11 protein-coding genes are annotated in these 15,024 nt (G+C 38.3%); 9 read left to right on the top strand and 2 right to left on the bottom strand.

Annotated elements, in window-relative coordinates; translation table 11 throughout:
- Positions 1–140: 140 nt before the first annotated feature.
- The gene (locus tag ABIE26_RS17870) at positions 141–1,358 is read right to left on the bottom strand and encodes a hypothetical protein (protein WP_354376220.1); all 1,218 of its coding nucleotides are present in this window, start codon (positions 1,356–1,358) and stop codon (positions 141–143) included.
- A gap of 153 nt (positions 1,359–1,511) precedes the next feature.
- Between ABIE26_RS17870 and ABIE26_RS17875 the strand changes: the two genes are divergently transcribed.
- Genes ABIE26_RS17875 through ABIE26_RS17900 form a run of 6 tightly spaced genes read left to right on the top strand, consistent with a single transcriptional unit; the run spans position 1,512 to position 8,999 of the window.
- Positions 1,512–2,702, top strand: coding sequence for a GTPase-associated system all-helical protein GASH (locus ABIE26_RS17875; RefSeq protein WP_354376221.1), 1,191 nt, complete (start codon positions 1,512–1,514; stop codon positions 2,700–2,702).
- Positions 2,703–2,705: 3 nt separating this feature from the next.
- Positions 2,706–3,662 carry a TRAFAC clade GTPase domain-containing protein gene (locus ABIE26_RS17880; protein ID WP_354376222.1) on the top strand — a complete coding sequence of 319 codons (957 nt, stop codon included), beginning with the start codon at positions 2,706–2,708 and terminating at the stop codon, positions 3,660–3,662.
- Entirely contained in the window at positions 3,659–4,492 is an 834-nt protein-coding gene (locus ABIE26_RS17885) for a hypothetical protein (protein WP_354376223.1), read from the top strand. The genes ABIE26_RS17880 and ABIE26_RS17885 overlap by 4 nt, the downstream gene beginning before the upstream one ends.
- A complete protein-coding gene (locus ABIE26_RS17890) occupies positions 4,486–7,032 on the top strand; it encodes an effector-associated domain EAD1-containing protein (protein ID WP_354376224.1) in 2,547 nt (848 codons plus the stop codon). The genes ABIE26_RS17885 and ABIE26_RS17890 overlap by 7 nt, the downstream gene beginning before the upstream one ends.
- Before the next feature lie 3 nt (positions 7,033–7,035).
- On the top strand, positions 7,036–8,067 hold the full coding sequence (locus ABIE26_RS17895) for a trypsin-like peptidase domain-containing protein (RefSeq protein WP_354376225.1): 1,032 nt from the start codon (positions 7,036–7,038) through the stop codon (positions 8,065–8,067).
- Complete coding sequence (locus ABIE26_RS17900; RefSeq protein WP_354376226.1) at positions 8,067–8,999, top strand: DNA/RNA non-specific endonuclease; 933 nt, start codon at positions 8,067–8,069, stop codon at positions 8,997–8,999. Before ABIE26_RS17895 ends, ABIE26_RS17900 begins: the two co-directional genes overlap by 1 nt.
- 48 nt (positions 9,000–9,047) lie before the next feature.
- Here ABIE26_RS17900 and ABIE26_RS17905 read toward each other — a convergent pair whose 3' ends face one another.
- The gene (locus ABIE26_RS17905) at positions 9,048–10,184 is read right to left on the bottom strand and encodes a hypothetical protein (RefSeq protein ID WP_354376227.1); all 1,137 of its coding nucleotides are present in this window, start codon (positions 10,182–10,184) and stop codon (positions 9,048–9,050) included.
- Between the two features lie 265 nt (positions 10,185–10,449).
- Between ABIE26_RS17905 and ABIE26_RS17910 the strand changes: the two genes are divergently transcribed.
- The 3 genes from ABIE26_RS17910 to ABIE26_RS17920 all read left to right on the top strand — a co-directional run bounded on the left by ABIE26_RS17910 (position 10,450) and on the right by ABIE26_RS17920 (position 15,021).
- Positions 10,450–12,003, top strand: a complete 1,554-nt coding sequence (locus ABIE26_RS17910; protein ID WP_354376228.1) for a hypothetical protein — start codon at positions 10,450–10,452, stop codon at positions 12,001–12,003.
- Between the two features lie 1,051 nt (positions 12,004–13,054).
- A complete protein-coding gene (locus ABIE26_RS17915) occupies positions 13,055–14,404 on the top strand; it encodes a hypothetical protein (protein ID WP_354376229.1) in 1,350 nt (449 codons plus the stop codon).
- Entirely contained in the window at positions 14,374–15,021 is a 648-nt protein-coding gene (locus ABIE26_RS17920; protein WP_354376230.1) for a condensin complex protein MksE, read from the top strand. Before ABIE26_RS17915 ends, ABIE26_RS17920 begins: the two co-directional genes overlap by 31 nt.
- Positions 15,022–15,024 lie beyond the last annotated feature (3 nt).

The raw sequence follows: 15,024 nt of genomic DNA on the forward strand, positions 1-15,024 counted from the left end.
CAGGATTTCGCCCCGTACCGACAGGTATAGGGCGAAAATTTGCCCGCGGCTCCTTACGGAGCGTTAAGAATGTATCACCATTAAAAAAGTACTGGTTAGGTATCAAGTAAGCTATCAATTAATCCTTAGCTTAGTTATTTTCATAAAATTTTTGTGAGGTCAAAATCTTCGCTAAAATATTCTTTAACAACGTTTATATTATCAAGCGATATGCCGAATCCGAATCGAAAGCGGTCTACTATATTTTCAGGAAAGGGATCGATAATCGTTATTTTTGGAAAATCTGACCGTTTAGAGAAGGCGTGACGAAAAAGGAGGTCACTTTTATAGTCCGTTTCGGGGAATGAATAGCCTATAATTATTATCTCATCTGCTTTTGTAAGGGACTCTTCTGCCTTTTTCCAGAGTTCATCGAAAAGGCTTCCAAAAGAATCATACTGTTTATTCTTTACTGGCGGGATAATAAGCGGGATGGAGTTTAATCCGACATCTTCTGTTTCACCTTTTGGATTGCTCCCTGTTCTCAAAATTGTCCTGGTCAAAAAATAGCCTTTTGGCAATGGAACACCTTTCAATGGCAAATTGATTGGATAATATCCGTATGAAAAATCGGCATAACCCGGCATATATCTGCCGTCATAGGTTGAATAGGGTTTAAGGGTACGCTCGTAAATGAAAAAATTCTCTCTGCTGAGTTCTTGGATACTCATCCAATTTCTCCCTTCTACTACTGGAGCGCTTGTAAGCCAATTTGTTGAACCATGCAGCTTTAGTAAGAGAGGCGCATCTTTGTGAGATGGGTGTTCTCCAGCACTATTCCATTGATCCTGATATACAGCCAATGGCTTGACATAATATCCAGAAAAACAATCCCAATTTGTTTCAGTTTTTAATGCTTTATCGATTAGGGTATCCCAATTGAAAGTAATGATTACATCTTCGATACTTAATGTTTTAACCAGATTCACATGCGGTTTAGAAACAGGACCATTTTGGATTTCATTGATCACGCTTGAGAAAAGGAATATAAGTTCCGTGTAAGCTTTGAAGCAAAGATGTATCCCCTTGAATGTGTTCTCATCATCCTCACTACTTTGTAAGTAATCTTTCAATCGCTGCTCTATTTCACTATGGATAACTTCTATGTCGTTACCATATTTGTCGAATTCATCAAAGGTGGCAATATGATGGTATTCGCGCAGGTAGTTGATAATATAACCTATCAATACCCATTGGTTTTCTGAAATAGCGAGCTTTCTAAAAGTTTGAAAGAAATCTTTGGCGATCGGCATCCGAACCTTGGAGATCGAATCACTATAGGCTTTAGACGCACCAGCCCCTAAAAGAAGAACTTTCATAGTAGAAATAAAAAGTGAAGATCGAACTTAAAGAAAATTCATGAAAAATTACGACGGAAAATTTACTGCAAATTATCAACAATACGTCGTTCTGTAATGAAAATTTTATAGAAACTGCTTAACTTAGACAAACTTAGACCAAATAAATTAAAAATGCTACAAGACCTAGTTAACGGTCATGTGCTAACCTTAGCAGATGATACTCATTTTGACAAATTAAAAAAATCTTCAGCCGAATTAACAAAGCGTTTGCAAAAAAGCAAAGAAAAAACATTGGGCTTTATTTATGCTGCTATTGATAGTAATGTCTCCCCAGCCAGTAAAGAAATAAAAGAAGTCCAGGAAATCATTACCAAGGGCTGGTCAACGTTTTCAAGTACAGCCAAAGATTCTGCCGTTAACTATATTCGTGCTGTGATTTTAGAATCTTTAGAAACACTATCTAAAGAGGCTGGTTTTGCATCGCTAATATGGCAAGCCAGCAGACATGCGTTAAAATTCTATCACTTGCTGGGGGAAGAGAAAACTATTGTGCAGAAGTTTTTACTGGATATTGGTTTGTCCTTGCAAAGCACGGCCGAAAAGCAGTGGTCTATGGAATCCTCTCCAGAGTTATCAGGGTTCAAATCAGAAGTGTCTTTTATCCCGCCTGATAAGGCCAAATTGGAGGCATTTTTGAAAGCTGCTGCGGCGGATAAAACTTATGGTGGCGAAAATCCTGTTAATACATCAAATGTGGATAGCTGGCATACCTATTTTTCCAAACGCGCAGCTCAGGGAATTTCTGAGGAATCAGCTAAATCCTTACGAAGCGCGGTCAATGAAATCGTAGCCAATCAAAAGCGACTGATCGAGTACTTTGATAAAAATGTACGTGCACAGGAAATCCGATCTAAATTGATCTGGTGGAAGGAAGCCGGCTATTCAAAATCTTATGGACAGCGTTACAAAGAAGTCCCAAAAGAAATACTAGAACTTATATTGGCCCGTGATTATGCGAGCTTTTTAGGTAATACTACACCGGTAAGTGTTGAATATTTTTTATTAAATGCATTCGAACAGTTAATTGGTGAAGCAACTGCGAGCGAGGAGATTACTTTCGACCACTTTTTTACTCAATTGGCACCAGTAGCACCTGAATTACAGAAGATATTTCCTGCGCAGGAGTCTGACAGAAGCAGAATTTCTGTGTTAGAATTTGCCTCAGGGCTGATCTGGGAAAAATACCAGATTGGCGATTTCTACGCATTAACCGGAATCGAGGGAACAAAAAAAGTCTCCCGTTCAGATCTATTATTATGGTGCTATAATGATGAACAGGTTTTGAAACTTATTAATAACTAATTCATGAGTAAATGTTCGAATCCTGATTGCGTACCCTCAATATTTTGTCACGAAGGGCACGAGCCACAGTCCTTATGTCCAAACTTTCATGGAAATAAAGCCAATGCTGAAGCCGGCAAAGTATCCAAATCAAAAGCCGTCAAGAAATCACAGCTGACATGGGATGGGGTCGCATTTAAGACTGAAGATCTATCGAAAGTAACCTATCGTAATTTACCTATAATAATAGGGATAATGGGAAAAGCCGACGCCGGTAAGACTACATTCTTAGCAATGTTGTATACTCTATTGTTACGGGGAGAAAAGTTTGAAAAGTTCAATTTCGCTGGCTCTAAATCGTTGCTGGGCTGGGATGAATTGTACCATAAATTAAAAGTTAAGAAAAATAGGGTGGCCTTTCCAGACCCAACACCAGTGGAATATCTTCGCCTTCACCATTTGGCATTAAAAGATAGGTTGTTGAGGCTCTATGATGTTTTTCTATGTGACGCTTCTGGAGAAGTGTTTTCCGACTGGTCCCAGAATCGCGATGATATCCGGGCAGATAATGCAAGATGGGTATATAGTCATTCGACTGCGTTTATCCTCTTTATTGATTGCGATGATTTGATCAAAAGAAAAAATCGTGCGAAGACTGAGATCATAGATATCGCTCAGATGATGCTACACGAAATAAAAGATCGCCCGGTTATTGCAGTCTGGTCAAAAGCTGATTTAAAAGAGGAGGTACATGAGGTTATACAGGCGGACTTAAGTAATGAATTGGTATCTATGTTTGAAAATTTTAACCAAATCGACATCAGTAACTTTTCCCAGGATGATCCTGATTTGCTAGTTCATGAAAATAACATTAAAGTAATGGACTGGTTGCTAGCTCGGTTAGTTGAACCGACGGCTTTAGGTTTTCAGATACAGAGTTCAAAAAGTGATGATCCATTTATATATTATAAAGGAAGATGAGTAAACAAATCTTACTAATTGGAAAACCTGATTCTTCGAAAACAGTGTTCTTAACGCAACTTTATTCCAGGCTGCAAAAAAATCAGAGCACGTTAAAGTTATACAAGAAGGTAGGCAAATTATCTGCTATCTCTGCTTCTAGAGAATCACTTTCAAATGGCGAGGAACCTCAGCCGACTCCCCTGGAAAGCCATGTTGAATTCGAATTGCCTGTGCTGCTGGATGGACAAGAGGTCGATATTTTATGTCCTGAATATGGTGGCGAACAGGTCAATACCATAATTGACAGCCGGCATTTGAATAAGGATTGGCTTGAAGCGGTGAAAAAAAGCAATAACTGGATTATTTTTATCAGGTTAAACAGCGTTAGCAAACCCGTTGATATTGCTGATGTGACGGTGACAGAGGAACATATAAAGAAAGAAACAGAGGCTGATCAGGAGCCGGATATGTATGCGATCTCCGAACAGTCTTCTTTTATTGAGCTTGTACAGATACTGTTGGATATTAAGCAGTATAACTACCACTCGATAAACAACCAGACAAAACTGACGATAGTTCTTACATGCTGGGATGAAATGGCAAGAAATGGCCGTCCAATTGACCTCCTTAGAGAAAAGCTTCCTTTGTTTGCTGAATTTATTGAGGCAAACTGGGACATGGAGTCTGTTAAGGTTTTAGGTTTGTCCGCACTCGGATTTTCATTAAAACTGCCTGAGAATAAAGAGAAGTATCAAATTTTTGGACCTGAAAAATATGGTTATTTAATATTTCCTGACGGCTCAGATACTAATGATATTACAGAGTTGATCAGCCAGTCGGTATGGTAGAAATCAAATTAGACCAATCGCTTTGCGGAGAGAATGAAAAAAAGGCATATGGGCTATTGCGAACCACTATTGCCAATACAGAAGAAGCGAAGGTTCTTGCCAATAAATCAGATCTCCCGGATCATACATTGGGCATAAAATTTAGTCCAGCGCTAAGGGGCTTTTCTGAAGGAGAATATTTTCTCATTATGAAGACTTTCAAAGACATATCTCCCGAGGTTAGGCCGAACCGGGTATTTACCCATATGTTGACTGCCTCGGCCAAGGATATCTGTAATTTTCCTGATCTTTGGTCAATATGTGGCCTTTTGCAGGTTGAACCCTCCAAAATAGCAAGAATATCTCCGGTCACAGCTACGGCAAAACTAATTACCAGCCATATTGACGAAGCTTTCAGGGGGAGATTCCATAAGCTGGTCAATGGCTTCATCAATCGGGGTGATTTTCTAAATACCATTGTTTGGGTTGGTCAGGATGGATTTATTGAGGCGATTTGCGAATTATGGGCTAGATTATCCACTTCCGAAAGGGGAGAGCTTAATTTTGGTATTTATTTTGGCACCGAAAACATTTCAGATGACAAAATCAATATTATTTGTGTGCCCGAGAGTCTTCAGAGTAAATTCATTAAAAAAGGCTATTATATTGTAGGCATCAATGATAAGCATCAACCAGTTGAACTTTCTGAATTGATTTTAGCCGGTGACCCGGCAGCTATACAACGGATCAAGTCATTTTCTAATGCACTGGGAATTTCTCATTTTAAGAGAAATCAGGTGGATGCAATCGTTACAGGGATTAAAACCTTTGAAACCATCGACGAGGTGAACGATCTTAAAAAAATCAATACACTGTCACATATTGTTGCCACTTATGCTCCAGATCCCAAGGCAGGTGCAAAATTAAAGGAAAAAATTATCGAGAAACTCACCAAACTAATTGATCAGAATACAAGCACAGATTTTATTGTATTAAAGCATTTTAAAGTTGAGTGTTTTTCTCAGAGTAAGCAAAAATTATCAGGCGCAGTCATTCGCTGGTTAGGCAATGTTTTTTTTAAGCCAATCACCCGAAAAGCAACCAATCTTACACCGATTTTTGACCTTTTAAGCGACTCAAGCAATTGGTTGTCAGATATCCTCCGCAAAGAACTGAAAAGTTATTTATCACATCTTACAAAAGATAAGGTTAAAATACTTTATCAATGGCTGGCGAGCTTTCCCGGTACTTTGGAAAGTTGTAAAAATTATATTGACAAAGGTGAAGATTCGGAGGATTTGTTTATTCAACTTCTACCGAAAGGTATGGGTGCTGGTTTGCTGAAAGTGATGAAGCAATTTGCAGCCAATACGGGGTGGTTCAGACTGCATGCGCACCTATTCATTGTCAGTGGAATTTCGGTTGAAAAGGCATTGCAAGCACATTTACTCATAGACCGGAATTTCAATGACGACAGGGCAGTAGAAATTTTGGCAAGAAAATTCAGTCAGCAGGCAATCATCGATTTCACTATCACCAATCCAGATGTTAGGTTAATCAGTTTCTGCGGCAAAATTTGCGCAGCGAAGCCTTTGCTTTTTGCAAAAATTGACGTTACGGAATATACCTGGCAGCTCGTCTGGCTGGCGGCCATTGCTTCAGGTAAGGCATTGAAGGATAGTTCGAAATCCCTTCAAGCTGTCGTTTTTAAGGTTTTTGACTTGCTTATTGAAAAGAAAAAAGTAGTGCCTGAATTGATTGATAAAATTGCAGAATCTCCATTTGCTGATGTCCGTGAGTATACCAATATTAATAAGCTTTGGCCTGTCTTAACCCTTGGAAATCGGGAAAAGATGTTAAATGCGACGTCTTCTAAATTATTGGGGGAATTGGCGAAGAACCCTACTACAAATGTTCCGAACGATCTTACGTTGTCAGACTTTATTTTTAAAGATGGTATTTCAGATTTTCTATACTATAATAGAGACAATATTGGAAGTACGCTGCCAATTTTTTCAAAATATCCGCATCTCAAAGAGGAAGTTTTGTGTCATTATTTGAATAACTATGCAGGAGACATCAGTCAGAAAGATGCGACTGCGCTTGGTAAAATGATTTTGCAAAGAAGGTTTTTAAACGCATCCTCAATTGTTTTTAAGAAAACAAAAAAACATAACAACTGGCGCTTCGCTTTAGCCGAGTGTCATTCACAGTTGGGGGTTATGGCAAAGGCGTTTATTGTTATAGGCGGATTAATTAAAAAAGTCAAAATTCCTTCAGATGAATGGTGGGATGCAATAAATGACGTTGTAGTCAACTTGTATCCAAATCCTACATCCATGACAACTGTATGGAAAAAGTCCGGGGGAAAGGAGTATGACTTAAAAAGTAACGGCTCAACCAGGGACATTTGGTTAGATGCTTTACATCGGCTTAGACATCGGGCAATCAAGCATATTACGATGAATGATCTGCTCAAGGAGATAAAAAAAGATTACAATTATCATGATGATTTTCGAACCCTGTATGAAATAAGGGATCAATTTATTAAAGTAAAGTAACCCATGGCTTGGTCGAAGAAACTTACGCAACTCAACGATATATTAGCAGACCTGATGCCACATCATATCGGCATAGAAAAATATGTTCGCGCTGCTGGCTTACGTCCGCAAATGATTGTTTTTAACGGAAGCGCAATGGATATTTGGAACAGCGTTCTTTCAGAAGCTGACAAAAATGGAAAAGTAAATGACTTAGTTAGTGCTGTACTTGCTCATTATCCAGAAAATCCATATCTCTTGTCTGCTTTGGAAGCTACTGAGGTAGATTATACCTTATCTCCCAAGCTGGATGAAGTAACCGACTGGAAGAAAGTTGATCAGGATACACTTGAAGTTTTAACCTCTCGCGTGAATACGATGCTACCAATTTCATTTCTTGAAAACGGAATTCTTCGAAGTAGAGCGGTGGGGAAAGTTGAAATTAAGCATGGACTATCGTTTGAGGTAGGAAGTGGCTTTTTATTTAAACTGCACAAGACTGATGCAGTACGTTTTATGACAAACTTTCATGTATTAAGCGAAAAATCCCGTTTCCCATTAACCAGGATTATTTTTAATTTTGAACTTGATTGTAGTGGCAACAGTAAGGCGTCTAAGTCATTTACAATTGACGAGAACAAGCCATTATTAATTTCAAAAGTCTCGGAACTCGATGTATCGATCTTTACCTTAAATGATCCTGATGATGAATTAAAGGAATATGGGTATCTGCATTTAAAAAAGGTCGGGATAGACAAAAACGATTTCGTTAATATCATACAGCATCCTGGCGGGCAAATGAAACAAATATCCCTTTATCATAATATTGTAACCCATTCAACTGAACGCGTAGTTCAGTATTTAACAGACACAATGGGGGGATCATCGGGTTCACCAGTATTTAATTCAGAATGGGATATTGTTGCTATACATCATAGTGGTGGAAACAGTCGATTAGATGAACCAAAGCTTCCTGCAACCTATAAAATGCGAAATGAGGGGATAAGTATAAATCCTATTATTGATTTTATAGACAAACAATCGCAATCCATATAATGGTGGCTCAGGAGCAATTTAATGGTTACGACCCGGGCTTTTTAGGCGATGTAATTCCATTGCCAAAGTTAAGCAAACAGCAGTTATCCGATTTGTTTAGATTCAATGATAAACACGACGGAGTAATACCTTATTTCAATTACAGTATTGTACTTTCCAGCAGCCATAAATTTCCTTTTCTAACGGCATCTAATATAGATGGGGCCCTTTTTAAAAAAATTGCACGCCAAGACCGATGGAGAAAGGACCTTCGTATAGGAAAAGCCCAATGGGGCAGGGAATTGTACTTAGTAAAGGGAAGCAAATTCGACCGAGGGCACATGGTCAAGCGGGAAGATATCCAGTGGGGTAAGGATGAAGCAGATGCTTATAAAGGTGCAGATTCAACTTTTTTTTATTCAAATGCTGTTCCGCAGCATAAAAATCTCAACCGAAAGATTTGGAAAAGCTTAGAAAACTATATCCTGAATACGGAAACAAAAAAGAAAGATCTTAAAATATCTGTTTTTACTGGGCCGGTACTCAGCACCTCTAATCCGATTTTTTTTCAATCGGTAGGAGGACAGCAAGTGCAATTACCAGTTCTATTTTGGAAAATCGTTTTTTTTAAGAAAACTGATGGAAAACTGTATAGGGTTGCTTTTATGATGTCACAAAAAAGCTTACTGGAAAAAGATGGGCTTATAGATCAGCTTGAATCTGCAATTATTGACGATGAACTGTTCTTGTTGTTCAAAGAAGCAAATACCTATCAAATCAATGTTAAAACAATTGAGGAGATAACAGGGCTAAACTTCCCCAAAGCCACAGAACCCTATACGGATAATAGGCCTATTAAATTAATCATAAGTGATATTGATGTAGAATCGGAATTGGAAAGCTTTTCATTAAGTTCAGAACTTACATTAAAAATTGAAAATATCGTTTTATAAAATTATACTGTTTGGCCATGAACTCGAAAATATTGAAACCTAATCGCATTAAGCCTTGATGATTCCTCTTGCCAGCATTTCTTTGAAGAACCCATCCTTAATATCTGAGGGTAAGTTTTCTACCGGACTTAAAAACGAAGTAAGTTCTGCTTGTAAAACCGTTTTATTTTCATTAGAAAGGGCATTGTATACCTGGTCAAAGAGTTCCATTTCAGATTGGAACTTTTTTCCGCCAAAATTGACCGCACAGAACACGCCGAATTCGATAAGGGCTTTCTGAGTTTGTGCAGATCCTATGTAATTACCGATGGTTGAAAATGTTTTTTCTTCAGCTAAATCTGAACTATGTTCCAATATACTTGAAAACAAAGAAAATATGTAGACAACCACCATATCTACTTCATCTTTGGATAAGTAACTTAGTTCTTCATGAAACAGATTGAAAAGAATAAATGCTTTGGTTTGATCACCAGTTTCAATTTCGTTAACCAATTGTTTTAAATGCTGGATGATGATTTCGTGAGGTACAAGCGGTTTGACCGCAACGACGAATTCCTTTGTGGAGTCCAGGTTAGAGTGTTCTTTTTGGGGAATTTCACCTTCACCCAGAAAGGTATCCCAAAAAGACTTATCATAGAGTTCAGCTTTAATCAGCATCGACAACAGCTTTACGCGTTCAGTCTGATTTAGCTTTATAACTACTTTGTCAAAAACCGAGCGGAACTGCCAGTCATTTTTAAGTTTTTGAATGATGTCTTCAGCTACATATCCATACGTCTGTTTGTATTTATCTTCAATTGCGGTGGAAACGATTCCGATCAATGAATGAGAAATATTCGCATCATCTATCGAAAACTTTTCAGCTTTTCTTATCTCTCGGCCTGGATGAATTAGATTTCTATAGTCTTTGATGACCCAGGCAAGATTTTTTTCTCGTTTGGTTAAAAGACCTTGAGATTCTGCGAGGTCTAATAACTGTTCAAAAGTCAATTTATAAATAGATGCTGCGGTTTGACCGGTTGGCAAAAATTGCAGAAAATATTCAATGAGCATCGCTTCGATTATACTTCCCGATAAAACAAGTACCGATTTTGTTGCACGTATCTCCAGACAACCTTTCAGTTCTTTATAATCCCTTTGAAGTAATTCTTTAAACTTCGGGTCAGCAACGAATTCAAATGTCATGTATCTATTTTTATGAGCTAATATACAAGAAGCAAACAGGATTATCCAAATTGGCTCGTTTGATAAGGCGAGTGATCGTATGGTTAAATTTTTATTTCTTTAAGTTTAAATGAAATTAAAAGGTTAAAGATGGCCTAAAATTCTAATCAAGATGAAAAGACTGACACCCGTTCTCGACTACAGCACCTTTTATCCGGGTCATCAAACTCCAAAAGAACCACTAGAGATAATCAGAGGATATGATCTTGAAATTGTGATCTTAACTATGATAGGACTTAGAAACTCTTTGGACAGGAACCGGTATCAGCACCAAAAAGATGGAGCCGTAGAAAATATCATCGGAAACCTTCCGCCCGAAAAGGCCAGAAGACTCAAAGCATTTCTTGGCAGTGGTCACAGCTTTACTTTTGTTCAATCCGCTGTGATCGATAAGATTGTGCTGGATCTATTTAAAAGTCTCAAGGACAACCAGATTACCAGGGAACTAAATGATGGGCAGTACGAGCAGCGCATATTTGACGTACTGCTCAGTTATAATGAGCACTATTACGATAACAGGATCTTGGACAGATCTTTCACGAACCATGAACTGATGTGGACACTGGTGATGATGCAGGGTGTAAGCCGTGTATCCAAAGTGGATTTTGTCCGGACTGGCTTGATCAAGCACCTCTTGATGTTGGATTTCTTGCAAAAATCGCTGGGCGCTGATTTCATAGCGCTACAAAAAAGCTTTAGAGAAAGGACAGGTCTTGAAACCATTTATTTTTTCATCATGTCCCTAAGGCACATCTTCGATTTCCTGGAAAGGAGTAGGGCATTGGTTCCTCAGCTTCAACGGCAGGATTCCTCGCTGTCCTATCTAGAACCAATGGAACTACTTATTAATAAAAAGGTGGCGAGCGAAGAGAATTTCAACATGGGGATGATGCTGTCAAAGCCTTTCTTTGAAACTTCAACAGGTACCATATACGTTATCGACCATCGTAACTTTTCCCTGATTTCCGAACGTGCGTTTATGTACCTGCTGTTTTATAAGACCAATTATCAGAAATTAGCAGGTTTTAAGGATATGAATGGACTGCTTGCGCATTTTGGCAAGAAGTACTATGAAGAGTTTCTCATGGGAACCCTATTGAGGTCGTTGGAGAAGCAAGCGGTAAGGCTGCTTGAATCCGACGATATTTTTTTGGCTGACTTTACCCTAATTGTTAATGAGACTGACGTCTTTGTCTTAGAGATAAAATCGGTGGCACAGCACTATCGTATTTTTGATGAGCAAAGTGCTGAAGAACTCCAAAAGCATGTAGATAAAAATTATGTGGTAGGCAAAAAGGGGATATCACAACTTGATAGGTATATAACTTACATAAAGCAGGACGATAAAAAGCTATTGCAGATCCGCAATAGTTCACATAAACTCAATATCTATCCGGTCATTATTTGCACCGACCCAAAGGCGACCACCTATGGGATCAATGATTATGTCGGCCAAAAGGCAGATGTGGCGTTTTCGAAGTTTGACTCAGATTTTAACAAGATAATGCCACTAACGATGATCCAGGCGGATTTCTTCGTGGATAATATTTCGTTGCTATCCAAGGACAAGATGATGCTTAAAAAACTTATCAAGGGGTATCACTATTACCTGAAACGCGAAAAGCAACGGTTTAAAAAAGTCGGTACTCCGCAGAACTTGATCAGATCGATGATCAGCTTTGACCAGTATGCCATTGAGAAATTTGGGGCATTCACTACGCCCCAAGAGCAGATCTATTATCACCTCAAAGATATATTTCATCTCAATATTTCCGATTAGGACAACAATCACCAGTGTGTACCTTTCGGTGAAAATATACACACCAAAAGATACACATAAAGTGAATTAAAGTTATTTATCAGGCTTCTTTTTATTAAGGTAACCACACCCATACATCTCGTAAATTTTAGATAAAGGCATATTTGGGCCTTCTTTTTCGGTAAATCTACGCTGGTACTTTTTCTTAAAGTCCCTACTAAGGGGTTCTGCAACAGTACCACCCGCAATGTTGGCTAATTTCTCCATATCCTTCACAAAATCCAGTGATAGCAGGTTGTCAAGGAGTAGAGTATATAGGCAAAATCGCTAAGATAGTTTATTGTTCTAATGCTTTGTAAATCAGATATTTAATAAAAATCAAAAATGTGGCCTATTTTTTATCTAAATTACCCTAAAATCACACATATTTGCCCTGAATACTGTTATTTTTTGTGGTAATTTGTTGATTGTGAGTATTTTGTTGATTTATCTTTTTATTCTAAATGAAGTGATATATGCCAGGGAAATCCTCCCTGAAAATTTCAGTTTTCGTATATCTTTAGCAGAGGTCTAAAACTCAATTTTACACCCCTGTATATAATTCAAAATTAGGTTGGTCACTGGTTGGCTCCTACATTTTACATTCAAACTATTATAGGATGTGCTGAACATCGAGATGTGTAATGTCTAGTCTGTCTCAAAATTAAGGGTTTGATAATCTGTATTTTAGAGTTTAGGTGATTACTTGCCTTGCTGAATTGAATGTGTAGATGAGGAAAAATACAAACGATAATTAGCAATGCAGTAAATACCACATCATAATAGATGATTATGGTCACCGATTCCGCAAACAAACTAACAAATCATTTCGCTGCAAAGTGATTGTTTAGCATCTCTGAGGACAGTAGTTTAACTATGTCGTCAATATAAACGGTACTCGCGATTGCGTCTGACTTATATTTTTGGTTTGGGATTAAAAATATTACGAGTAAATGGCTTTATTTGTTATATCCGGATGAAAAAGTTATATATTAAGACAAAATAGCAACTAAACCACTAGCAATTTCACCACATGCTCACTGAACAAACAGAAAATTCCAAATTTGATTTGCTTCATGAAATTCATAAGGAAGGCACATATCATTTGCTTTTTCCTTCGCTCCAGCAAGGATTGGCAATTTTGAATCTGTATCAGAAGGTTCGCGCTGGTGTTTTTTCGGGAGGCCGTTTCAGTGAATCGGATATTTACAATGCGTTGGAAGGATCTAGACTGATGATTTCGCAGGAAGAATATGATCGGTTGCCCCAGCAGAAGTTTAATTCGATGATTAGTGATTTGCAGGTATATTTTTTAAGGTATAATATCGATGATCAGGTATATACGCTTAAAGAGTACGCGGAGTCTTTTTGCCGGCATGCGGAAGAGACACTAAGGGCTAATTTTAACCCTACGCAGATCGAACATATATGCAATGCGTTAAGAAGTAAATTAGAAGAGTGCCAGGACCAATATGAGGTTAAGGTTTGGATGGATACCTATTTTGATGCTTTCAAGCCCAGAATGCGCAGTCAGGTTGATAGATTGGAACGTCAGATCGACAATTCTGTACAGGAGATCAGGGCGACTGCGCAGCTTTCGGATGTATCTATTATGGAAATTTTGAAAGCCATCGATCAGAAGCTGGATAAACTTCGCACCCAAAATGAAGAGCTCAGGTCTGCATTCCGAGAAATGAAAATCATCAACATCATGCTTGAATCACACTTGCTCAATGTGAGTGAACATGAAATTGCGGGTAGTATCGCAGAGGTTAGGCAGTTTTTTCCTGAGGTGAAATACACACTGAACGTGATCGATAAGCGATTAGACAGAATACAGCCTAAACTACGGCAGTTTTTCGGCATGCTAAATAAGCCGTCCTTTCACATCCGGATCGAAAAATTCTTAAAGCTTTTGCTGTCAGCTTCTAGTTTATCCGATCAAAAGCAAGTAGAATTGCCGGTCGGAATACCGCTTTTCCGTTTTCATCAGCACACTTCTAATTTTACAATATTTGAACGTCGCGAAGATCTTTTTCCCGCTAAGCCAAAACAACGTATCAGACCTACGGAAAATCCTGTTGAGGCGGCCAAGGGTTTGGTCGTTGCACGCAATCAGTTGATGATTTATAGAAAGGTAGACCTGCATCTGGAGGAAATCCTTTCTGCCGCCAGTCAGGGCGAAATTTTGTTTTCTGGTTATTTTTTTGATATTGTTGACCAGGAGTCGGGTTCGGTTGAACTAGCTTTGAATGTCGCTTATGCTTTGATTCGTAAGGCCGGGCAGGACCGACACCTGTACATACATGTAGACCAGAAAAAAATTAAACACCCACAATTAAAAATCGCTTTATGGGAAATGAAAGTCAATTACAGGCACTAGAGGCACTGAAGTTTTACCAAGACCCGGAGGCCGAAGAAATTTTTGCTAAAATGGATCTTCAGCTGAAAGATGGCATGCATTTTCAGGAAAGGGATCATCAGTTTGCTCAATATTATTTTTTAAGAAAAAATGCTAAGAGCCTTGAGGCCTACTACCGGCAGTATTACAAATTGAATTTCAGTTCCGGTGGTGAGGGGGCAGATCGTTATTACTTTTTAGATTTCAATGGTCAGGACAGGGGTAATATTGATGGTGAGCATCGATATTTTCTGCGTGCTGAGTATGTAATAGCAGGGTTTCTAATCCATAAAATCATTTATAATGACAGGAATCTGGAACTGACTTCAGTTGAAAAATTGCTTTCAATTATTGTAACTGACTATGAGGAATTCATGGAGGATATTTATCGTTTGCTTGCAAAGTTAAGAAGGAGTAATGCGACTACCTTTGGCAACGATAAGGTGAAAGATGTAGTACTTGATGCTTTGAAAGAATTTAAGAAACTTGGCTGGATTGTAATGGAGGACGATTTTTTTGACGTAATGCCTTCCTTTTCAAGACTGGGTAAAGTGTATGGTGATTATATCAACGATTTGGAATCATTTATCAAAAGTTAATTA

It is taken from the genome of Pedobacter africanus (assembly GCF_040548825.1).
Classification (GTDB): Bacteria; Bacteroidota; Bacteroidia; order Sphingobacteriales; family Sphingobacteriaceae; genus Pedobacter; species Pedobacter africanus_A.